This is a genomic window from uncultured Devosia sp. (assembly GCF_913055165.1).
Lineage (GTDB): Bacteria > Pseudomonadota > Alphaproteobacteria > Rhizobiales > Devosiaceae > Devosia.
The window spans coordinates 1-21,929 of sequence record NZ_CAJXJS010000015.1 but is presented as its reverse complement, the minus strand read 5'-3'; the positions used below and the strand labels follow the sequence as shown (position 1 = coordinate 21,929).

Here is a 21,929-nt window from a genome sequence, read left to right as displayed (position 1 = left end):
AGGTGCGCGGTTCCATGCCTGACACACAAGATCAGGACTGTGCGCCAATTGTTGTCGGGTCCGCGATGCGTGCAAGGGCCAGTGGGGGAATGTGGGAGTGAGCGTGAGCAAGGAAAGCTGGCAGGCAGACGGGTGGGAAGTGGAAGCTATCGTGGCGGGTCGCCACAGCAATGCCTTCGCCTTTCTGGGCCTGCACCAGGTCGAAGGACACTGGGTGCTGCGGGCCTTCGTTCCTCACGCGGAAACACTCAATGCCTTTGCGCTCGACGGCACACCGTTGGGCCACATGATCCCCCGCCACGCCGACGGGTTCTTCGAGGCGAAGGTCGATATCGATGAACGCCAGCCCGTCCGCTACGAGGCGAAGAACGCCGGTGGCAGCTGGACTGTGTTCGACCCTTATTCCTTTGGGCCGGTGCTCGGGCCTATGGACGACTACTATATCGGCGAAGGCAGCCACCTGAGGCTCTTCGACAAGATGGGCGCCCACGAGATGGAGTTCGAGGGCATCCATGGCACGCATTTCGCCGTGTGGGCGCCAAATGCGCAGCGCGTCTCGGTGGTGGGTCCCTGGAATGACTGGGACGGCCGGCGCCACCCCATGCGCAATCGCAACGGCATCTGGGAAGTGTTCATCCCGGTGCTGGGGACGGGCACGATCTATAAGTACGAGATCGTCGGCCCCAACAGGCAGGTGCTGCCATTGAAGGCTGACCCGTTTGCGCGGCAGGCGGAAATGCGGCCGCGCACCGCCTCTGTCGTGCCCGACCCGACGCCCTTCACCTGGACCGACCAGACATACATGGAAGAGCGCGCCTCCAAGGATTGGCGGCGCACACCCATGTCGATCTACGAAGTGCATCTGGGATCATGGCGGCGGCGGCCGGACGGCAGCTTCATGAGCTATGACCAGCTGGCCGAGCAACTGGTGCCCTATGCTGCGGACATGGGATATACCCATCTCGAGTTCCTGCCGGTTTCCGAACATCCCTTCGACCCCAGCTGGGGGTACCAACCGACCGGGCTCTACGCGCCTACCGCGCGTTTTGGTGACCCGGCGGGGTTTGCCCGGCTGGTCAATGCCGCGCATGAAGCGGGGTTGGGAGTGATCCTGGACTGGGTACCGGCGCATTTCCCGACCGATGAGCACGGCCTATCGCATTTCGACGGCACGGCGCTCTATGAGCATGAGGACCCTCGCCAGGGGTTCCACCCGGACTGGAACACGGCGATCTACAATTTCGGGCGCAAGGAGGTTTCGGCCTACCTCACCAATAATGCGCTGTTCTGGTTCGACCAGTTCCACATCGACGGGCTGCGCGTGGATGCCGTGGCCTCGATGCTCTATCTCGATTATTCGCGCCAGGCGGGACAGTGGGTGCCGAACCAGCATGGTGGCAACCAGAATCTTGAAGCCGTGGCCTTCCTGCAGCGGGTCAATGCCGAAGTCTATCGGCAGTTTCCAGGCGCCTTCATGATCGCCGAGGAGTCCACGGCGTGGCCGGGGGTCAGTGCGCCGACATATGCCGGCGGGCTGGGTTTCGGGTTCAAGTGGAATATGGGCTTCATGAACGACACCCTGCGGTTCATGAGCCGTGAGCCGGTGCATCGGCGCTTCCACCACAATGACATGACCTTTGGCCTGGTCTATGCCTTCAGCGAAAACTTCGTGCTGCCGCTCAGCCATGACGAGGTGGTGCATGGCAAGGGCGCGCTGCTGAGCAAGATGCCGGGTGACGACTGGCAGCAATTTGCCAATCTCAGGGCCTATCTGGCCTTCATGTGGGGGCACCCGGGCAAGAAGCTCTTGTTCATGGGACAGGAGTTCGCGCAACGCGAAGAGTGGAGCGAGAGCAAGTCGCTGGACTGGTGGTTGCTGGATTCTCCGCCACATGAGGGGATGCGGCGTTTGGTGGCCGACCTCAATGCGGCTTATCGCAGCCTGCCGGCCCTGCACGAGCGGGATTGCGAGCCAGAGGGCTTCGAGTGGCTGATCGGCAATGACCAGGCCAATTCGGTGCTGGCCTGGATTCGCCAGGCACCCGACGCGGACCCTGTGCTGGTGATCTCCAATTTCACGCCAGTGCCGCGGAGCCACTACAAGGTGCCTTTGCCCAAGGCGGGGCGCTGGGTCGAGCGGATCAATACCGATGCCGGTTGGTACTCGGGCGGGAACACCGGCAACCAGGGCGCTGTTATTGCCAAGGCCGTCGAAGGGCAGCACTGGCCGGCGGAGGCGGAGGTCTACCTGCCGCCACTGGCGACATTGTTCTTGAAATATGAGCCGTCATAGGACGGTTGAGGGAACCAAGACCCGGCAGAAGCCGGGCATATGCGGAGGGAAATAATATGGCTGATTACCGAGTACCATCGCCACTGGCGCGTGAGGCCATGGCCTATGTGCTGGCGGGCGGGCGCGGCACGCGCCTGATGGAATTGACTGACAGGCGCGCCAAGCCTGCAGTCTATTTCGGCGGCAAGGCGCGCATCATCGACTTTGCGCTTTCCAATGCGATCAACTCCGGCATCCGCCGCATTTCGGTGGCCACACAATATCAGGCGCACAGCCTAATCCGGCACCTGTCACGCGGCTGGAACTTCCTGCGCCAAGAACGCAACGAAAGTTTCGACGTGCTGCCCGCTTCGCAGCGCGTTGCCGAGGACATGTGGTATGCCGGCACCGCCGATGCGGTGTACCAGAACATGGACATCATCGAGGATTATGGCGCGCGCTATATCGTCATTCTGGCGGGCGACCACATCTACAAGATGGACTATGAAATCATGCTACGCCAGCATGTGGACACCGGCGCGGACGTGACCATTGGGTGCCTCGAAGTGCCGCGCATGGAGGCCACTGGCTTCGGCGTCATGCATGTGGACGGGCGTGACCGCGTCGTCGATTTCGTCGAAAAGCCCAAGGACCCGCCGGGCATTCCCGACAAGCCGGACATGGCCCTGGCCTCGATGGGTATTTATGTTTTCGAAACGCGGTTCCTGATGGAGCAGCTCAAGCGCGATGCGGCCACGGAAGGCTCGAACCGCGATTTTGGCAAGGACATCATCCCCTATATCGTCAAGAACGGTACCGCCTGGGCGCACCGGTTCAACCGTTCCTGCGTGCGCTCAAGCAATGAGAAGGTCAGCTACTGGCGGGACGTGGGTACGGTGGACGCCTATTGGAAGGCCAATATCGACCTCACCGACATAACCCCGCAGCTCGATCTCTATGACCGCGACTGGCCGATTTGGACCTATGCCGAGATTACGCCGCCGGCCAAGTTCGTGCATGATTTCGACGGTCGGCGGGGCACGGCGGTCAATTCGCTGGTCTCGGGCGACTGCATCATTTCGGGTGGCTATCTGCAGCGAACACTGCTTTCCACCGGCTCCAGGGTCCATTCCTATTCCATGCTGGAAGACGCAGTGGTGCTGCCCTATTGCGATATTGGGCGCAACGCGCGGCTCAAGAAGGTGGTGATTGACCGTGGGGTGAATATCCCCGAAGGCCTGGTGGTTGGCGAGGATCCCGAATTCGACGCCAAGTGGTTCCGGCGCACAGATGAGGGCGTCACGCTCATCACCCAGCCCATGATCAACAAATATCTGGCGGATCGATGATCGAAGTCCTTTCGGTCGCCTCGGAGGTCTATCCGTTGATCAAGACGGGTGGCCTGGCCGATGTGGCCGGCGCTCTGCCGGGGGCGCTGGCTGAATTCGGGGTGACCATGCGCACTCTGGTGCCGGGTTATCCGGCAGTCATTGGCAAGATGAGCGGGGGGCGCGAGGTGGCGCGCTTCAACGACCTGTTCGGGGTCGACGCGCGCCTGCTGGCGGGGCGGGCCGAGGGGCTCGACCTCATCGTGCTGGACGCCCCGGCGCTCTATGACCGGCCCGGTAACCCCTATATGGGGCCGGAGGGCTGGGACTGGCCGGACAATTGGAAGCGGTACGCGGCGCTGAGCTGGGTGGCGTCTGAACTCGGGCTGGGCCTGGTGGAGGGCTACCGCCCGCAGGTGATCCACGCGCATGACTGGCAGGCCGGGCTGGTGCCGGCCTATGTCAAGTTTGGCCCCTCGGCGACGCTCAAGACAGTCATGACCGTTCACAACATGGCGTTCCAGGGTACGTTCGGCGCCCAGGTCTTCCCGCAGCTTCGGCTGCCGCCACATGCCTTCTCAATGGATGGCGTCGAATATTATGGGGGCGTCGGCTACCTCAAGGCCGGGGTGGAATGCGCGGATGTGGTGACGACCGTTTCGCCCACCTATGCCGCCGAAATCCGCACTCCGGCCTTCGGCATGGGGCTGGAAGGACTGCTCAACAGCCGCTCGGCCACCGTGCATGGGGTGCTCAATGGCATCGACATGGATGCGTGGAACCCGGCGACCGATCCGGCGCTGGCTCAGACCTATACGGCGAGCAGCATGCAGGGGCGCCTCGTCAACAAGCGCGCCGTGCAGGAGGCGTTTGGTCTCGATGCGCTTGATGGACCATTATTCGCCGTGGTCAGCCGCCTCACCTGGCAGAAGGGCATCGACCTGCTCGCGGCCAATATCGACATGCTGGTAGCTTCCGGCGCGCAGCTGGCGGTTCTGGGGTCGGGCGATGCCGAGCTGGAGAACGCAGTGCGCAGCGCCGCGATGCAATATCCGGGCAAGGTTGGTCTCGTCACCGGCTACAACGAAAAGCTCAGCCACCTGATTCAGGGTGGCGCCGATGTCATGATGGTGCCCTCCCGCTTCGAGCCCTGCGGACTGACCCAGCTTTATGCGCTGCGCTATGGCTGCGTACCGCTGGTCTGCCGCGTCGGCGGGCTCAATGACACGGTAATCGACGCCAATGTGGCAGCTATCCAGGCGGAAGTGGCGACTGGTGTGCAATTTGCGCCGCCGAGCGAAGCGGCGCTTGCCGACGCCATCAGGCGGGTGCTGGCGCTCTATGCCGATGAGAAATCGTGGAAGAAAATGCAGAGGCGCGGAATGAAGTCGGATGTGAGCTGGCAAGCCAGCGCCGCCCGCTACGCCGAGCTCTATGCCTCCTTGATCGGATATACGACAGATGACAGCCAAGACGATTGAGACCACGCCCTACGCGGACCAAAAGCCAGGCACTTCGGGCCTGCGCAAGCGGGTGCCTGTGTTCCAGCAACCCAATTACGTCGAGAACTTCATCCAGTCGGTCTTCGACAGTCTTGAGGGATTTGGCGGCAAGACGCTGGTGATCGGTGGCGACGGGCGATTTTACAACGATGTCGCCATCCAGAAGGCCATCCGCATTGCGGCGGCCAACGGCTTCGGCAAGGTCATGGTGGGCAAGGGCGGCATTCTTTCGACGCCTGCGGCGAGCAATATCATTCGCCACTACAGGGCTTTTGGCGGCTTGGTGCTGTCGGCCAGCCACAATCCGGGCGGGCCCGAGGGCGATTTCGGCATCAAGTACAATGTGAGCAATGGCGGCCCGGCACCGGAAAAGATCACCGACGCCGTATTTGCCCGGACCAAGGTCATCGACAGCTACAAGACGCTCGATGCTCCCGACATCGATCTCAATACTCTGGGCACCCAGCAGGTGGGCGGCATGGCGGTCGAGGTCATTGATCCAGTGGCCGACTATGCGTCGCTGATGCAGACGCTGTTCGATTTCGACGCGATCCGGGCGCTGTTCACCAGCGGCTTCCGCATGACGTTCGATGCCATGCATGCGGTCACCGGACCCTATGCCCATGCCATTCTCGAGGGCATGCTGGGGGCGCCCAAGGGCACGGTCATGAATGGCACCCCATCGCCTTCGTTCGGGAACGGGCATCCGGACCCCAATCTGGTTTATTGCAAGGACATGTATGACCTGCTGATGACCCCGGACGGCCCTGATTTCGGCGCCGCCTCGGATGGTGATGGCGATCGCAACCTGATCATCGGCAAGAACCGCTTCGTCACGCCTTCGGACTCACTGGCCCTGCTGGCGGCCAACGCCCACCTGGCGCCGGGCTACAAGCAGGGGATCGCCGGCATTGCCCGCTCCATGCCGACCAGTGCCGCGGCCGACCGTGTGGCCGAAAAGCTTGGCATCGAGATGCACGAAACGCCCACGGGCTGGAAGTTCTTCGGCAATCTGCTCGACGCGGGCCGCGTGACCATTTGCGGCGAGGAGAGCGCGGGTACCGGCTCGAACCATGTGCGTGAAAAGGACGGGCTGTGGGCGGTGCTGCTCTGGCTCAACATTCTCGCCGTGCGCAAGCAGGGCGTCGATGAGATCGTGCGCGAGCATTGGAAGACCTATGGCCGCAACTACTATACGCGGCACGACTATGAAGAGGTCGATGCGGGAGTTGCCAACAAGCTGGTCGAGGACTTGCGCGCGCAGCTGCCTTCCTTGCCGGGCAAAGTGTTCGAAGACGACCTGCAAATCGCCTATGCCGACGACTTTACCTATCACGATCCGGTCGATGGCTCGACGAGTGCCAAGCAGGGTATTCGCATCGGCTTTACCGACGGCTCGCGCATTGTGCTCAGGCTTTCCGGAACCGGCACCGTAGGCGCCACGTTGCGGCTCTACCTTGAACGCTATGAGGCTGCCGATGGACGCCACGATCTCGATACCCAGCTTGCCCTCGAGCCCCTTATCGGGATCGCCGACACACTGGCCCAAATCAAATCCAGGACCGGGCGAGACGCGCCCAGCGTCATCACCTAGGCTCGCCTTGTCCATGAAACCCGAACTGGTGCCCCATGCCGGGCGCACGGACCAACTCGGCGCCGTCGCGAGTGCCGAGGGCGTCAATTTTGCTGTCTATTCCGAGAGCGCCAGCGCCATCTGGGTCTGCCTGTTCGACGAGCAGGACAAGGAGATCGATCGGTTCGAGCTGGACGTGCACAAGGACAATGTTCACGCCGGGCTGATCGCCAATGTCGGCCCTGGAGCGCGCTATGGCCTGCGCGCCGACGGCCGATATGACCCCGATCAAGGCTATTTCTTCGATCCCAATAAGCTATTGGTCGATCCCTATGCCCGGCATCTGGACCGGGTGTTTGTACGTTCGCCACGGTTGCGGCTGCCGCGCGAGGATGCGGTGGATACTGCTGAACTGGTTCCCAAGGCCATCGTGCCGGGAGGCGGCAACGAGCCTGCGCATCCCCGCAAGAAGGCGCCGAGCCTCTATTACGAGGTCAATGTGCGTGGCTTCACTATGCGGCATCCCAGCGTGCAGGGACCGTTGCGCGGGACCGTGGCGGCGCTGACGACGCGCCGGGTGATCGACCATTTCAAATATCTTGGTGTCGACACGGTGCAATTGATGCCCACGGCGGCATGGATCGATGAAGGGCACCTGCCAGCCCTGGGGCTGACCAATGCCTGGGGCTACAATCCGGTGGCCTATTTTGCTGTTGACCCACGGCTGGCGCCGCGCGGCCCGCAGGAGATGCGGGTGATGACCGACGCCTATCGCAAAGCCGGCATCTCGGTGATCCTGGACGTGGTCTATAACCACACCGGGGAAGGGGACAGCCAGGGGCCGATCCTTTCCATGATGGGGCTGGACCCGCAGACCTATTATCGCTTTGTCGAGGTGGACGGCAAAAAGCACCTCGTGAACGACACCGGCACGGGCAATACGCTGCGCTGCGACCACCCGGCGGTGCAGCGGCTGGTGATCGAGAGCCTGCGCTACTACGTGGAAGAGCTTGGCGTTTCCGGTTTTCGCTTTGACCTCGCCACGGTGCTGGGACGCAATCCCGGTTTCGACCCCGAAGCCGAGATGCTGAAAAAGATCAAGGCGGACCCGGTTTTGAGCAAGGCTATCCTGGTGGCCGAACCCTGGGATCCAGGTCCGGGCGGTTATGGCCTGGGCAAGTTCGGCAAGGAATTTGCCGAGCACAACGACACCTATCGCGACGAAATCCGGGGCTTCTGGAAGGGCGAGAGCGGCAAGATCGGGGCGCTTGCCGGCAAGGTATCGGGGTCGGCCGAAATCTTCGATGTCTCCGGGCGCAAGCCGAGCAATGGCGTCAATATGCTGGCGGTGCATGATGGCTTCACCCTGCGCGATCTCGTCAGCTACCACGACAAGCATAACGAGGCGAACGGCGAGAATAACCGCGATGGCCACAATCACAATTCCTCCTGGAATTGCGGCGTGGAGGGTGAGACCGAGGACGAAGCGATCAACGCTGCGCGCCGGCGCGATGTAAGGGCATTGCTGGCCACCCTGTTCCTGTCACGCGGCACGCCACTGATCCAGCAGGGCGACGAGATGTATCGGACCCAGCAGGGCAACAATAATGCCTATGCCCAGGACAATGAGATTACCTGGGTGGATTGGGAAAGCGCCGACGGCGCATTGGTCGATTTCGTGGCGGCAATCAACGCCTTCCGCAAGGCGCATCCGGCGGTCAGCCATGATCATTGGTTGACCGGCCAGGGCCGCAACGAGGTGCGCGACGTGGTCTGGCTGCATCCCGATGGCCGGGAAATGACCGAAGGCGACTGGAACGAGAGCGGCGCCTCGGTGCTGGGCATGCATCTTCGCCACAAGGAAGACGACGTGCTCGTCTGGTTCAACCGGCGGATCGAACCGGTGGTGGCGCGCCTGCCGGAAGGTGAGTGGATGCTGGGCATCCAATCCGATCCCGGCTCCGACGTGCCGCTTACTGAGGGCACCGCAACCCTGCCGCCACGGTCTGTCGTGGCGCTGGTGCGGCCCGGTTAACCCTCTGCCTCGACCATGCCGTGGCGTGCATAGAACCGCCTTGCTGCCTGGTTGGCCACCTGCACCTTGAGGTCCACATGCAGATGTCCGCGCTCGCGCAAGCGCACAAAGGCTCGGGTTAGCAGAGCGGAACCAAGGCCGCGGCCGCGTGCGCGGGGGTGGACGACGATGTCCTTGATGAAGCTGCTGGTCCAGCACTGGACCAGCCCCAGCGGGTCGTCCTCTTCGTCTGCCAGAATGATGACCAAGTGGGGGGCGAATTCGGCGTCATCGACCAAGGGCCACCACCATTGGTCGAAGCTGCCGACTTCTCCGCCGCCATCGGCATACGCCGCTTTGAGAATGCGGTGCAGGTTTACGGGCTTGGCGCGCCAGAGCGGCAACAATCCGACACCGGGCGGCAGATCGGGAACCGCGACGGGCTCGATGAGCGAGCGTCGCAGGCGCAGATAACCGCTCAACCTATTCCGCCGCCTCGGCCGCAAACCCACCGTGCTTCTCGATGAAGCCGATGATCTGGTCGAGGCTTTCGCGGCGCAAGAGGTCGGTGAAGACATAGGGGCGGCCTTCACGGACCTTTTGCGTATCGCTTTCCATGACCTCGAGGCTGGCACCGACATAGGGGGCCAGATCGGTGTGGGTGATGACCAGCAGGTCCGAGCGGGAAATGGCCGGGCCGCCCTTGCGCGGCACCTTTTCGCCCTGGGCGACCGAGATCACATAGATGGTGAGGTCCGCCAGGTCCGGCGAGAAGGTGGCCGCCAAATTGTCGCCGCCGCTTTCGATCAGCACGATATCGAGGTCGGGGAATTTCTGGTTGAGGGCGTCGATGGCGGCCAGGTTCAGCGAAGCGTCCTCGCGAATGGCGGTGTGTGGGCAGCCGCCAGTTTCCACGCCGACAATGCGGTCCTCCGAAATCGCCTGAACGCGCGAGAGGATCAGCGCATCTTCCTGGGTGTAGATGTCATTGGTGACCACGGCCATGGAATAGCGGTCGCGCATGGCCTTGAGCAGCATCTCGCACAGCGTCGTCTTGCCCGAGCCGACAGGCCCGCCAATGCCGATGCGCAGGGGTCCATTGAGGCTCTTTGGCATGACAATGCTCCTTTTGTCAGGTCAGGCGGAGAAAGATGAGGGCCAGGAAGCCGATGCCAAGGAAAAGGCAGAGCGGGGAATAGACCCGGCGGTCATTGAGGCGGAAATTGGGTTCGGGCGTCACCCCGGCCCACCAGGGGGTGTAGCCGACGATGCCTCGGGCCAGGAACACGGCGGCAAGTGCGAAGCCGATCAGGTTGAGTTGCCAGCCGCCGCTGTCGTGGTCGGCCAGGGCCAGGGCGAAGCATCCGGCGGTGAAGGTCGCGATGGCCACGGCAAGCGAAGCCAGGCGTGGCGGCATGCGCTCGATATCCTTGAAGCCGACTACGGTCTGGGCCAGCAGCTTCTCGTTGCGGATCGGCCAGGTGCGGCCCAGGGCCCACATGAAATGGGCGATGGAAACGGCGAAAAGGCCAATGAACATCAGAGAAGCGAAAAGCATGTTCATGACCGGAAAATCCTCGTTGCCAGGGTCTCGTGCTGCATCTGCGCAATATCTGCGCCATAGGCAAGGCTGCCAATATCGTCCAGTGCGGCATGAAGGCACAGATCGGCCATACGGGCGATATCTGGTTCAAGGGCGGCCATGATCGCAAGGCCATCATTCTGGCCGATGGGCACCAGCCGCACGGCGACGGATACCTGAGAATGTACGCTGGTAGTCAGAAAGGCGACCAGCGTGTCGCGCCGGTCGATACCATGCGCGCCGGCGAGCGCACCCACCGCGACGGGATAGGGGCACGGCTTGGGAAGCTGGACGGGCGTGCTGGTTGGCCAGGCAGCGCTGGCGAGCATGAAGGCATTGCCCGTCAGGGTCGTTTCGGTGTGCCGCTCCTGGGCCGGGGTGAGGGCGAGGCAGAGATCGGCGATCTCGGCGAGTCGTGCCCCATCGGCATGCCCGGCATGGGCATTGGCGAGCAGCACGGCGTCTGTCTTGAGGGCGCCGTGATGGAGAACCCCCATAATCCAGTCCTGGGTGGAGGGGCGATCGGTGACCTTGCCCTGGACAATGGCCGTTTCAAGCCCCGCCGACCAGGCAAAGGCGCCCACCGGAAAGGCGGGGGACATCCAGGTCAGCAATTTCTGCAGATCGGCACTCACTTGCGGTTCAAGAGGGCGTGGCCGCCATCCCCATGTGCGTGGCTGTGATAGGCACCATGCTCGGCAAAGAAAGGCTCAGTGACGTTGGTGACGGTCGCGCCAAGTCCCTCCAGCATGGTCTTGAGCACATGGTCGCACTTGATCAGGATGCGCCCCGGTTCAAGCTGGGCAGGCGTATGGCGGTTGCCAATATGCCAGGCCAGGCGCAGCAGGTGGCCGCCATCGTGGGCCCGGATCTCATAGAGCGGCTCCTGAGCGGCGATCACGCTCACCAGTTCCCCATTATCCAGCTCGAGTGCGCCATTGTGGTCCAGTGTGACGGTCGCGGGAAAATCCACCATGACCTCGGTGCCCTGGGTGCCAACAAGCAGCTTGCGGCGCAGGCGGCGTTCGTCGTGGGCCAGGGTGATCGTATCAATCGGGGTTCTGCCATGACCGGGTGGCAGGTGGGCAAGGGCGCGACGCATGGGCACTAACTGACTGTGTTGAAGAAGCGGATGATAAGAAAGACCTGGAAGGCAATGTGGAGACCTACAACGGTCAGGTGAATGTTGCGGCTGGCACTGCGCCAGGCGATGACGCACAGCATCAGGCCCAGCGGAACCTGGCTGAAATAGCTCCAGTCGAACCGCGACCAGTGGTTCTGGCCCTTGACCAGGGTGTCTATGGTATCGAGCAGGAAGGTTGCAGCCAGCAGGCCGAAGAACCAGTGGCGGCGCTTGAGGAAAAAATCCTCATAGCCGGTGTAATCCGAGACGCTGTCGGGAGACAGCAGGGCCGCCATCAGGAATAGCGTGGTGGCATAGGTCATGATGAACAGGACCAGGCCGAAGCTCCAGAATTCGATCTGGTGCAAGGCGAATTCCCACCACCAGAACAGAATCAGCTCGAGCAACATCGAACCCATCCAGAGCAGGTGCAGCAAGGAGCGCTTGCCCCGCTGCGGATGCTGGATAATGCCCGCGACGGTCATCAGCAGCCGCGTGATGGCCAGGCCAATGACTGTGCCCATGACGATGCGCACATGCGGAAACAGCTCGGGAAGGGGCGATGGGTCCATCAGGGGGTGTTGCTGGCTTCTGTACAGGTGGCGAGGGGTTCAGCGTCCTCGTCCTGCATGAGATCGCGCAGGGTGGCCTCGCCCTGATGGCTCCACCACTCATAGGGACCCGACACATAACGAGCGCCGGATGCAGAGATGGTTGTCGCAAAGACCAGGTTCTGGCCGTCCACGGGAACGATGGCGAGAAAGTTGGGCGCAGCGTTGAGGTATTGGACTGAGAGCGCCTGCTCGTCGTCGCAAAGATAGGTCACCACGCGGCGCTCGATATTGCCCTGGCTCTCCAGGGTGAGCGACAGCGACGCCGACGTCTGCGGCAGCGTCGGCACGGTCGCGATGGTGGTGATGTCATCCTGGGCCATCCCCGGAGTGATCAGGGCAGCGGTCAGAATAGCGGCGAGTGGCAGTCGCGCAGTCATGGCTTGGTCTCCAGCGGGATAGTTCGGTTCGCTCTGCCCACACCATCCCAGCTTCATGTCGATTGCGCGACTGCGCAAGAGCGCTCAGAACATGAAATAGCGTTGCGCCATGGGCAATACCGTAGCTGGTTCGCAGGTCAGCAATTCGCCATCGGCGCGGACCTCGTAGGTTTCCGGGTGCACGTCGATTTTCGGCGTGGCGGTATTGAGCTTCATGGCGGCCTTGCCGATGCCGGAGCGGGTATTGCTGACCGGCAGCAATTGCTTGTCGACGCCGAGGCGCCCGCGCAGACCCGCGTCGTGGGCTGCTTGGGAAATGAAGACCACCGAGGAGCGGCTGACCAGCTTGCCATAGGCGCCGAACATGGGCCGGTAATGCATGGGCTGTGGGGTCGGGATGGAGGCGTTCGGGTCACCCATCGGCGCGGCGGCGATGGAGCCGCCAAGCAGCACCATTTCCGGCTTCACGCCGAAAAAGGCCGGGTTCCAGAGCACGAGATCGGCGCGCTTGCCCACTTCGACCGAACCGATATGCTGGCTCATGCCATGGGCGATAGCGGGGTTGATCGTATATTTGGCGACATAGCGGCGGACGCGGAAATTGTCGTTGTCGCCGGTTTCCTCCGGGAGGCGCCCGCGCTGGCGCTTCATCTTGTCGGCCGTCTGCCAGGTGCGGATCAGCACTTCGCCGACGCGGCCCATGGCCTGGCTGTCGGACGAAATGACCGACAGCGCGCCCATGTCGTGGAGAATGTCCTCGGCCGCGATGGTCTCCTTGCGGATGCGCGATTCTGCGAAGGCCACGTCTTCTGGAATGGATTGGTCGAGATGGTGACAGACCATGAGCATGTCGAGATGCTCGGCAATGGTGTTGACCGTGTAGGGCCGGGTCGGGTTGGTCGAGGAGGGAATGACATTGGGCAGGCCCGCGACCTTCAGGATATCCGGGGCGTGCCCACCGCCGGCGCCTTCTGTGTGGAAGGCGTGGATGGTCCGACCTTTGAAGGCGCCCACCGTGTCCTCGACAAAGCCGCTCTCATTGAGCGTGTCTGTGTGGATCATCACCTGCACGTCGAAGGCGTCGGCAACCGAGAGGCAGTTGTCGATGGCGGCCGGCGTGGTGCCCCAATCCTCGTGGAGCTTGAGGCAGGAGGCGCCGGAAAGGATCATCTCTTCGAGCGGCGCGGCAACGGCGGCATTGCCCTTGCCGGCCAGGGCCAGGTTCATCGGGAACGCGTCGAAGCTTTCGATCATGCGCTCGATATGCCAGGCACCCGTGCAGGTGGTGGCGAGCGTGCCATGAGCGGGGCCGGTGCCGCCGCCGAGCATGGTGGTGACGCCGCTCATCAGCGCTTCCTCGATCTGCTGGGGGCAGATGAAGTGGATATGCGCGTCCATGCCGCCGGCAGTGATGATCTTGCCTTCGCCCGCAATAGCCTCGGTCGAGGGGCCGATGATGATGTCGATATTGGGCTGGGTATCGGGGTTGCCGGCCTTGCCGATGCCGGCGATGAGGCCGTTTTTAAGCCCGATGTCGGCCTTGTAGATGCCGGTATGGTCGACGATCAGTGCATTGGTAATGACGGTATCAACGGCGCCTTCGGCACGGCTGCGCTGGGATTGGCCCATGCCGTCGCGGATGACCTTGCCGCCACCAAATTTGACCTCCTCGCCATAGGTGGTGAAGTCCCTCTCCACCTCGATGAAGAGCTCGGTATCGGCGAGGCGGACGCGGTCACCGGTGGTGGGGCCGTACATATCGGCGTAGGTGGCGCGAGAGATCCGTGCTGGCATGTCGTGTCCCGTTCAATTGCCCCGGAACAAAGGCTTCCCGGGTGTGACTTTGGCGTGTCGCAACCGGGCTTTCAAGGGCTCGGAGCGCGGTGGCTGACCAGGCGCGCTCCGGGCGGTATCAGTGCCTTGAGCGGTTCTGGCGATAGATCGTTGCGGCGCGCTCGATCAACTGATCGGTCAATTGCTCGCCCGCCGCAATGTCGGCGTCGTTCCGCTGGGTCGCAGCGACCAGCGAAACACTCAGAAGCTGGATGGCGTAGGCATGCTTGGTGCGGCCATCCTTGTGGTATTCATTGCCGCGCTTGCGGAAGCTCTCCAGCATTTCGTTGTAGATTTCGGGCGTCAGGTTCTGCTTCACCCCCACCCAGCTGTTCTGCTTGAGCGCATCGGCCAGTTCGGATGCGAGACTGCCCACCAGCGCCATGGCCTCGGGGTCGTTGATCCCGTTCTGCTGCAAATCCGCAACGACGGAAATGAAGCGCTGCTTGAACTGGGCTTCCTTGCTGGGTTCGCTGGTCATGGCACGGTCCTTGGTCTTGAGACGTGCCCTTTAACCAGCTTTCCCCAGCGAGCGCCATGCTCGGAGGTGACAAATTGCGTCCCGCCCGCGCGGTCAAAGGTCTCCCATTATCTGTTGCCTGAACCCGAATACCCGGCGATCGCCAGAGATCGGGACGAGGCGGACTTCGCGCGATTGGCCTGGTTCGAAGCGCACCGCGGTTCCTGCCGCGATGTCCAGCCGCATGCCGCGCGCCTTGTCGCGATCAAAGCGGAGGCCGGCATTGGTTTCATAGAAGTGGTAATGCGAACCAACCTGGATAGGGCGGTCGCCGGCATTAGCAACTTCGATGACGATCTGTTCGGCACCGGCATTGAGCTCGATGTCGCCCGATGCAGGGATGATTTCTCCGGGGATCATGCTGGCCTCCTAGCCGCCGATGGCCAGATAGATGCCGCCCAGCGCAGTCGCTGCGCCGGCGATACGCGTCAGCAGTTTGCCGCTGAATCGGGCCAGTAACAGGCCTGCAGCAATGCCCACGGCATGCAGGACGGCGGTTGCGAGGATAAAGCCCGCTGCGAATTCCCAGGCGCCGGCACCGCCCAGCTCAACGCCATGGGCATGGCCGTGGAAGAAGGCAAAGAAGCCGACCATAGCGGCGATCGCAGGCGTGGGAACGGGCAGGGCCAGGGCGATGGCAATGCCGATGAAGATCACCGATGCCAGGATGACCGGTTCGACAAAGGGCAGGGGCATGCCGGCGATGGCCGAGGCAAAGCCCAGCGCCATGGTGCCGACAAAGGCGGCGGGAACCAGCCAAAGGGCTCGGCCACTCTGTTGAGCCGCCCAGAGCCCAACCGCCACCATGGCCAGGATGTGGTCAAGGCCGAACAGCGGATGGCTGAAGCCGGCAGCAAGGGAGCCATGTTCTGCCGGATCGAGATGGGCAAAGGCGGGCAGGGTGGCTGCCAGGGAAATCGCCAGTGTGAGCAGGCTTCGCTTGAGCATGTTTGGCCTCTTATCGGATCGGCTGGTGAACAGTGACGAGCTTGGTGCCGTCTGGGAAGGTAGCTTCGACCTGGACGTCGTGGATCATCTCGGCAACGCCTTCCATGACCTGGTCTCGGCTGATGACATGGGCGCCGGCTTCCATCAGTTCGGACACGGCGCGGCCATCGCGCGCACCTTCCACGACGAAGTCAGTAATCAGGGCGATGGCTTCTGGGTGGTTGAGCTTGACGCCGCGCTCCAGGCGACGGCGCGCCACCATGGCGGCCATGGAGATCAGCAGCTTGTCTTTTTCGCGGGGGGTGAGGTTCATTGAGCCATCCTAGAGGTGCCAGAGGCGGGGCAGGCTGCCCGCGGCAGTGAGTTCGAGCAAGACTGGTACGATCATGCGGCGCAGGGCAAGCCCGGTCGGGGCCATGGCACGTATGACCAGGCGGGATTGGCTGACGCTGGCGGCAATATTTCCTTCGCCCCGCAGGCACGAGCGGATGCGCGTGCCCATGGCCGCCGCCCGGTCCGGCGTTGCGGCTACGTGCAGAACCGTGGCAAAGGCGCGGTTGCCCGCGAGCAGCGAGGCGCTGTGGCGCTCCGCGGCGGTTGCCTGCAGTTGGGTGGCCTCGGCATGGATCAGCCTGCCATTCCGGCGGATGCGCCAATTATCGCGCAACAAAGCATCGGCGGCGTCTTCGCCCATGGCGTCGCGGCCCAGGAGCACCGCTTCGATCGCGGTGAGCGTTGCCCCCTCATCCAGCTCGACCTCCAGCCGCCGGTCGAGCTTGCTGGCTGCAAAGAGGATGGTTTCCTGAGGCAGCCAGTCGAGATGCGCATCCGCGCCGACGCGCAGCGCTGTTTCCACCCGGCCAAAATCCCCTGTGGAGCGATAGCTGCGTTCGCAGGCCTGGGTGGTCAGGACCATGTGCCCGCCCGGCGCCAGCTCGGCGCTCCACTGCAGATGATCGCCGCCGGTGATTCCACCGGCCGTGTTGATGAGAACGGCCTCCAGGCTGTGTGAATGCGTGTTCGGCAGGCGGATCTTGCCACAGCCTTCTTGAAACAGCGTCTCCAGCCGCGTGCGGTCGCCATCCTGCTTGGCCGCGATGCGGCCGATGCCGCGCGCGCGCTGCAAGATCGGTCCGTTCACGATTTCTGGTTTTGGCGAATTCACTGCAACGATCCTGCTTTGGGTCCGTTGTGGGGCTGAGCAAGTGCTCTTTCAGAGATAATTTTCAAGAGGTTATATCAAGATGACCATTAAATCTGCTCTTTCCGTTGTCGCCCTTGCCGCCGGTATGGTTGCGGCCCCCGCATTCGCTCAGGGCATGATGATTGGCACCCAGACTGTTGCCGAGAATGATGTGGCCGCTGTGGAAGCCCGCTGCGCCGACCTGCAGCTGGCGGCCGAAACCGAGTCTCTTTCGGACGTCCAGCCGGAACCCGAGGATGATGGCAGCGAACCCTCCGTTGCTGGCGACGCGACCATTGATGACGTTCCGGCAACCCAGTCCGAAACTGCCACTTCGGTCGATCTGGACATTGTCACCCTCCAGGATTGCCAGGCCGACGGCTGGCTCGACGACTAATTTGGACCTCACGTCCAACTAAGAGGCGCTCGGCTTTGGCCGGGCGCTTCTTTTTGTGTGCAGGCCTAGACCATCAGGTGCCGCCTAACCTCGGGCAGGTCGAGATCGGCGGCTGGACCGGTGTGCATGATCTCGCCTCGGTCCATCACATAAATGTCGTCGGCAATCTCGCGGCAGAAATCGAGGAACTGTTCGACCAAGAGGATGGTCATGCCCTTCTCGTCACGCAGGAATTGCAGGGCGCGGCCGATATCCTTGATGATCGAGGGCTGGATGCCTTCGGTGGGTTCGTCCAGCACGAGGACCTTGGGCCGGGTGACGAGGGCCCGGCCGATCGCCAATTGCTGCTGCTGTCCGCCAGAGAGGTCGCCGCCCCGGCGGCCCAGCATGGACTTCAAAACTGGAAACAGCTCGAAAATGTATTCGGGGACGTTGCGCTCGGATCGGGGCAGGCCGGCATAGCCGGTTTCGAGATTTTCCTTGACCGTAAGCAGTGGAAAAATCTCGCGACCCTGCGGCACATAGCCGATGCCCATGCGCGCCCGCCTGTAGGGGGGCGAGCGTTTGAGCACATCGTCGCCAAAGGTTATCTCGCCCGCCGAGATGTGGTTGATGCCGGTGATGGCGCGGAGGGTGGATGACTTGCCCACGCCATTGCGGCCCAGCACAGCGGTGATCTTGCCCGGCTGGCAGGTGATGGAAATGCCCTTGAGCGCCTGGGCAGCGCCGTAATGCAGGTCGATGGCATTGATTGAGAGTGCAGCTGTCATCCTCACCTCCCCAGATAGCGTTCGATGACGACGGGATTGGCGCTGACCTGATCGAGCGAGCCTTCGGCGAGCACCGATCCTTCGGCAAGGCAGACGACGCGAGAGCCCAGGTCGCGCACAAAACTCATGTCGTGTTCCACCACGACCACCGAGCGGGTCTGCGAAATCTCGCGCAGCAATTTCGCTGTCTCTTCGGTTTCACTGTCAGTCATGCCGGCGACCGGCTCGTCGACCAGCAGCAGCTTGGGGTCCTGGGCCAGCAGCATGCCGATTTCGAGCCACTGCTTCTGGCCGTGGCTGAGATTTGCGGCCAGTTCATCCTTGCGGGCGATGAGCCGAACCGTCTCGAGGATTTCGGTGATCCGGGCGATGTCATCTTCGCTCGCTGTGTAGAACAAGGTGCTGAAGATGCCGCGTGGCTTTTTCAGCGCCATTTCGAGATTGTCCCAGACCGTATGGCTCTCGAACACCGTCGGCTTCTGGAACTTGCGGCCGATGCCGAGATTGGCGATCGCCGCCTCGTCCAGCTTGGTGAGATCGGTTCGGCCATCGAACAGAACCTGACCGGCGTCGGGACTGGTCTTGCCGGTTATGATGTCCATCATCGTGGTCTTGCCCGCCCCGTTGGGCCCGATGATCGCCAGCATTTCGGCGGGTTTGACGATGATGGACAGATTGTTGATGGCCTTGAAGCCGTCAAAGGCTACCGAGACGCCGTCGAGATAGAGCATGGTGTCGGTATGGGCGCTCATGGCTTACTCCGCGGGCTTCGGTTGGGCTTCGTGGCCGAAACTGGACGGGTCTTCCCCCCGCTCGATATCGGCGGATTGTTCAGGCGTCGGGGCCTCAGGCTGATCGCCCGCAGCGACCGTTTTCCGGGCGCCGAAGATCTGGTTCCACAGCCCGACAATGCCCTTGGGCAGGAACAGGGTGGTGAAGATGAAGAGGGCACCCAGTGCAAACAGCCACAGCTCGGGCAGGGTTGTGGTGAACCAGGATTTGCCCAGATTGACCACAATGGCGCCGATGATCGGCCCGATCAGCGTGCCGCGCCCGCCAACGGCGGTCCAGATGACCACCTCGATGGAATTGGCCGGGTCAAACTCGGACGGATTGATGATACCGACCTGCGGCACATAGAGGGCGCCGGCGATGCCCGCCATGATGGCCGATACGGTGAAGGCGAAGAGCTTCACATATTCGACGCGATAGCCGAGGAACCGGGTGCGACTTTCGGCGTCTCGCACAGCAACCATCACCTTGCCCAGCTTGGAATTGACGATCAGCGAGCAGACCAGCACCGAGAGCGCCAGGGTAATGGCGGTGGCGGCAAACAGTGTGGCACGGGTCGTTTGCGCCTGCACGGGAACGCCGAGAATGTCCTTGAAATCGGTGAGCCCGTTATTGCCGCCAAAGCCCATGTCGTTGCGGAAGAAGGCGAGCAGCAGGGCGAAGGTCATCGCTTGGGTGATGATGGAGAGATAGACGCCGGTGACGCGGCTTCTGAAGGCGAAGAAACCGAACACGAACGCCAGCAGGCCCGGCACGAACACGACCATGAGCATGGCGAACCAGAAATTGTCGAAGCCGAGCCAGAACCAGGGCAGTTCGGAATAGTTCAGGAACACCATGAAGTCAGGCAGCACCGGGTTGCCATAAACGCCGCGGCTGCCGATCTGGCGCATGAGGTACATGCCCATGGCATAGCCCCCGAGGGCGAAGAAGGCGCCATGCCCGAGCGAGAGAATGCCGCAATAGCCCCAGACCAGATCGAGCGCCAAGGCGAGTATCGCATAGGCCAGATATTTGCCCATCAGCGAGACCAGGTAGGTCGGCACATGGCCGAACTGGCCCGGCGGGATCAGCAGATTGGCCATGGGCACGAGGATCGCAACGGCCAGGAAGATGCCGATGACCCAGACGGCTTTCTTGTCCAGGGCGCGGAACAGGGCTTGGGTCAGCATGAGCAGCCTCCGATTGTCAGCGGGCAAATGGACAAGGCGATCATTGTTCCACCGCCCGGCCCTTGAGGGCGAACAGGCCCCGCGGACGCCGCTGGATGAAGAGGATGATGAGGACGAGGATCAGGATCTTGCCGAGCACTGCGCCGGCATAGGGTTCGAGGAACTTGTTGGCGACGCCCAGCGTCAGCGCGCCCACAAGCGTGCCCCAGAGATTACCCACCCCGCCAAACACGACGACCATGAAGCTGTCGATGATGTAGTTCTGCCCCAGGTTCGGGGAGATGTTGTCGATCTGGGTCAGGGCTACGCCGGCGAGACCGGCAATGCCGGAACCGAGGCCAAAAGTCATGGCGTCGACAAAGGGGGTACGGATGCCCATGGCCGAAGCCATGCGGCGGTTCTGCGTCACCGCCCGCATCTGCAGGCCCAGCGGTGTGCGGTTGAGGATCAGCAGCAGCATGAAGAAGACGATCAGCGCGAAAATCACGATCCAGAAGCGGCCATAGGTGATGGAAAGACCGAAGAATTCAGTCGAGCCGGCCATCCATGTTGGGGCGATCACCATCTGGTTGGTTGGCCCGAAGATCGAGCGCACCGTTTGTTGCAGGATCAGCGACAGGCCCCAGGTGGCGAGCAGGGTTTCCAGCGGCCGGCCATAGAGCCAGCGGATGATGCCGCGTTCGATGCCGACACCGATCGCCCCGGTGACGAGGAAGGCGCAGGGCAGGGCGATGAGCAGGGAATAGTCGAGCAGGCCCGGAAAATTCTGGCGGATGACAAGCTGCACGATGAATGTGGTGTAGGCGCCCAGCATCACCATTTCGCCGTGCGCCATGTTGATGACGCCCATGACCCCGAAGGTGATGGCCAGGCCAATGGCGGCCAGCAACAGCACGGAGCCTAGTGACAGGCCAAACCAGACATTCTGCAGGGCGCCCCAGATGGCGCGTTCCTGTTCAAGGCCCGCGATGGCCGAGTGAATTGTAGGCACCAGCTCTTCTGGCGCGCCATTGAGCGCAGAGTTGAGAATGGTCAAGGCGTTGCGACCGGCGCCCGAGGCGACGAGCGGCACGGCGGCCTGCCGGTCTTCAACGCTCTGCTCGCCGTCGCCCAGGATGGTCACAGCGCGCGCCGCCTGCATGGCCTTGAGCACATTGGCGTCGGTTTCGGCGGCAATGGCTTCGTCGAGCAGCGGGATGTTGGCCGGGTCTGGATTGGCCAGAAAGCCCTGCGCAGCCGTGAGGCGACGCGATGGATTGTCGCTCATCAATGTCATGCCGGCGAGGGCGGCGGCGATATCGCGCCTCAGGCCGTTATTGACGCGGATTTTTGAAAGGTCGGCATCGGCGCCCAGTTCCACGGGTTCGCCGGAAATCGGGTCGAGATAGGTCGAGCCGCGTTCGATCAGCACGGTGCCGGAAGTTTCGTCGAGGTAGAGATTGCCGGCGCCCAGGGCGGTCAGGGCGGGAACGACGCTATCGCTGCCGGTGGCGGCGAGGTCGGCGACGATCTGCTGCAGTTCCTTGAGACTTGCTTCGCCCATGGCCTGGATCGCGGCCGGAATGTCGGTTGCTGCCTCCTGCGCGCGGATGGCGCTGTTCGGCAGCAGCAGGAACGGCAGGGCCAGTAGCACCAGGCGGAGAGCGCGGAGGATCAGCATCGCAGGGCAAGTCCTTGTCGTTCAGGAAAGTCGAGATGGCAGGGGCGTTTCGCCCCTGCCAGGTCAGGCAAACTGCCTTACATTGCCGAGCCGCAGGTCTCGGTCTCGGTGTTGTAGTTGCCGCAGTTGATCGGAGCGGTCCAATCGGCTTCGAGCATCTTGCTCTCGGGCAGGTAGTCGGACCAGGCGTCGCCCGGGACGAGGTCTTCGGTTTCCCAGACCACGAAGAACTGGCCGTCGTCCTGGATTTCACCGATCAGCACCGGCTT

General features: G+C 62.6%; 23 protein-coding genes and 1 pseudogene. 6 read left to right on the top strand and 18 right to left on the bottom strand.

Annotated features, from left to right (window positions below; translation table 11 throughout):
- Positions 1-103 precede the first annotated feature (103 nt).
- Genes glgB through glgX form a run of 5 tightly spaced genes read left to right on the top strand, consistent with a single transcriptional unit; the run spans position 104 to position 8,710 of the window.
- Complete coding sequence (gene glgB, locus QZ564_RS07115; RefSeq protein WP_297106957.1) at positions 104-2,293, top strand: 1,4-alpha-glucan branching protein GlgB; 2,190 nt, start codon at positions 104-106, stop codon at positions 2,291-2,293.
- A gap of 56 nt (positions 2,294-2,349) precedes the next feature.
- Entirely contained in the window at positions 2,350-3,621 is a 1,272-nt protein-coding gene (gene glgC / locus QZ564_RS07110) for a glucose-1-phosphate adenylyltransferase (RefSeq protein ID WP_297106955.1), read from the top strand.
- Positions 3,621-5,081: a glycogen synthase GlgA gene (glgA, locus tag QZ564_RS07105; protein WP_297107090.1), complete on the top strand. Its 1,461-nt coding sequence runs from the start codon at positions 3,621-3,623 to the stop codon at positions 5,079-5,081. The genes glgC and glgA overlap by 1 nt, the downstream gene beginning before the upstream one ends.
- On the top strand, positions 5,062-6,696 hold the full coding sequence (locus tag QZ564_RS07100) for an alpha-D-glucose phosphate-specific phosphoglucomutase (RefSeq protein ID WP_297106952.1): 1,635 nt from the start codon (positions 5,062-5,064) through the stop codon (positions 6,694-6,696). The genes glgA and QZ564_RS07100 overlap by 20 nt, the downstream gene beginning before the upstream one ends.
- 13 nt (positions 6,697-6,709) lie before the next feature.
- Positions 6,710-8,710 carry a glycogen debranching protein GlgX gene (gene glgX / locus QZ564_RS07095; RefSeq protein ID WP_297106949.1) on the top strand — a complete coding sequence of 667 codons (2,001 nt, stop codon included), beginning with the start codon at positions 6,710-6,712 and terminating at the stop codon, positions 8,708-8,710.
- Here the strand turns inward: glgX and QZ564_RS07090 are convergent.
- From QZ564_RS07090 to QZ564_RS07030, 13 genes are all read right to left on the bottom strand, one after another.
- Positions 8,707-9,171, bottom strand: a complete 465-nt coding sequence (locus tag QZ564_RS07090; RefSeq protein WP_297106946.1) for a GNAT family N-acetyltransferase — start codon at positions 9,169-9,171, stop codon at positions 8,707-8,709. The two genes, glgX and QZ564_RS07090, sit on opposite strands and share 4 nt — an antisense overlap.
- A 1-nt stretch (position 9,172) precedes the next feature.
- A complete protein-coding gene (gene ureG / locus QZ564_RS07085; protein WP_297106943.1) occupies positions 9,173-9,805 on the bottom strand; it encodes an urease accessory protein UreG in 633 nt (210 codons plus the stop codon).
- A 16-nt stretch (positions 9,806-9,821) separates the two neighbouring features.
- Positions 9,822-10,253 carry a DUF3995 domain-containing protein gene (locus QZ564_RS07080; RefSeq protein ID WP_297106940.1) on the bottom strand — a complete coding sequence of 144 codons (432 nt, stop codon included), beginning with the start codon at positions 10,251-10,253 and terminating at the stop codon, positions 9,822-9,824.
- A complete protein-coding gene (locus QZ564_RS07075; RefSeq protein ID WP_297106937.1) occupies positions 10,250-10,906 on the bottom strand; it encodes an urease accessory protein UreF in 657 nt (218 codons plus the stop codon). The genes QZ564_RS07080 and QZ564_RS07075 overlap by 4 nt, the downstream gene beginning before the upstream one ends.
- The gene (locus tag QZ564_RS07070) at positions 10,903-11,373 is read right to left on the bottom strand and encodes an urease accessory protein UreE (protein WP_297106934.1); all 471 of its coding nucleotides are present in this window, start codon (positions 11,371-11,373) and stop codon (positions 10,903-10,905) included. Before QZ564_RS07070 ends, QZ564_RS07075 begins: the two co-directional genes overlap by 4 nt.
- A 5-nt stretch (positions 11,374-11,378) precedes the next feature.
- The gene (locus QZ564_RS07065; protein ID WP_297106931.1) at positions 11,379-11,966 is read right to left on the bottom strand and encodes a hypothetical protein; all 588 of its coding nucleotides are present in this window, start codon (positions 11,964-11,966) and stop codon (positions 11,379-11,381) included.
- Complete coding sequence (locus QZ564_RS07060) at positions 11,966-12,385, bottom strand: MliC family protein (protein WP_297106928.1); 420 nt, start codon at positions 12,383-12,385, stop codon at positions 11,966-11,968. The genes QZ564_RS07065 and QZ564_RS07060 overlap by 1 nt, the downstream gene beginning before the upstream one ends.
- Before the next feature lie 84 nt (positions 12,386-12,469).
- Positions 12,470-14,179, bottom strand: a complete 1,710-nt coding sequence (gene ureC / locus QZ564_RS07055) for an urease subunit alpha (RefSeq protein ID WP_297106925.1) — start codon at positions 14,177-14,179, stop codon at positions 12,470-12,472.
- 118 nt (positions 14,180-14,297) lie between these two features.
- On the bottom strand, positions 14,298-14,699 hold the full coding sequence (locus tag QZ564_RS07050; RefSeq protein WP_297106916.1) for a hypothetical protein: 402 nt from the start codon (positions 14,697-14,699) through the stop codon (positions 14,298-14,300).
- Positions 14,700-14,792: 93 nt separating this feature from the next.
- The gene (locus tag QZ564_RS07045; protein WP_297106912.1) at positions 14,793-15,098 is read right to left on the bottom strand and encodes an urease subunit beta; all 306 of its coding nucleotides are present in this window, start codon (positions 15,096-15,098) and stop codon (positions 14,793-14,795) included.
- A 9-nt stretch (positions 15,099-15,107) separates the two neighbouring features.
- On the bottom strand, positions 15,108-15,686 hold the full coding sequence (locus QZ564_RS07040) for a HupE/UreJ family protein (RefSeq protein WP_297106909.1): 579 nt from the start codon (positions 15,684-15,686) through the stop codon (positions 15,108-15,110).
- Positions 15,687-15,696: 10 nt separating this feature from the next.
- The gene (locus QZ564_RS07035; RefSeq protein WP_183310401.1) at positions 15,697-15,999 is read right to left on the bottom strand and encodes an urease subunit gamma; all 303 of its coding nucleotides are present in this window, start codon (positions 15,997-15,999) and stop codon (positions 15,697-15,699) included.
- A 9-nt stretch (positions 16,000-16,008) separates the two neighbouring features.
- The gene (locus tag QZ564_RS07030; RefSeq protein ID WP_297106902.1) at positions 16,009-16,851 is read right to left on the bottom strand and encodes an urease accessory protein UreD; all 843 of its coding nucleotides are present in this window, start codon (positions 16,849-16,851) and stop codon (positions 16,009-16,011) included.
- Positions 16,852-16,930: 79 nt separating this feature from the next.
- On the opposite strand from QZ564_RS07030, the gene QZ564_RS07025 reads away from it, so the two are divergent.
- Complete coding sequence (locus tag QZ564_RS07025; protein ID WP_297106898.1) at positions 16,931-17,266, top strand: hypothetical protein; 336 nt, start codon at positions 16,931-16,933, stop codon at positions 17,264-17,266.
- A gap of 65 nt (positions 17,267-17,331) precedes the next feature.
- On the opposite strand, the gene urtE is transcribed toward QZ564_RS07025, so the two are convergent.
- The 5 genes and pseudogenes from urtE to QZ564_RS07000 all read right to left on the bottom strand — a co-directional run.
- The gene (gene urtE, locus QZ564_RS07020; protein ID WP_297106895.1) at positions 17,332-18,036 is read right to left on the bottom strand and encodes an urea ABC transporter ATP-binding subunit UrtE; all 705 of its coding nucleotides are present in this window, start codon (positions 18,034-18,036) and stop codon (positions 17,332-17,334) included.
- Positions 18,037-18,038: 2 nt separating this feature from the next.
- Positions 18,039-18,788: an urea ABC transporter ATP-binding protein UrtD gene (gene urtD, locus QZ564_RS07015; RefSeq protein WP_297106893.1), complete on the bottom strand. Its 750-nt coding sequence runs from the start codon at positions 18,786-18,788 to the stop codon at positions 18,039-18,041.
- 3 nt (positions 18,789-18,791) lie between these two features.
- Entirely contained in the window at positions 18,792-20,000 is a 1,209-nt protein-coding gene (gene urtC, locus QZ564_RS07010) for an urea ABC transporter permease subunit UrtC (protein ID WP_297106890.1), read from the bottom strand.
- A 40-nt stretch (positions 20,001-20,040) separates the two neighbouring features.
- Entirely contained in the window at positions 20,041-21,660 is a 1,620-nt protein-coding gene (gene urtB, locus QZ564_RS07005) for an urea ABC transporter permease subunit UrtB (protein WP_297106887.1), read from the bottom strand.
- Positions 21,661-21,737: 77 nt separating this feature from the next.
- Positions 21,738-21,929, bottom strand: a pseudogene (locus QZ564_RS07000) (transporter substrate-binding protein); the annotation flags it as partial.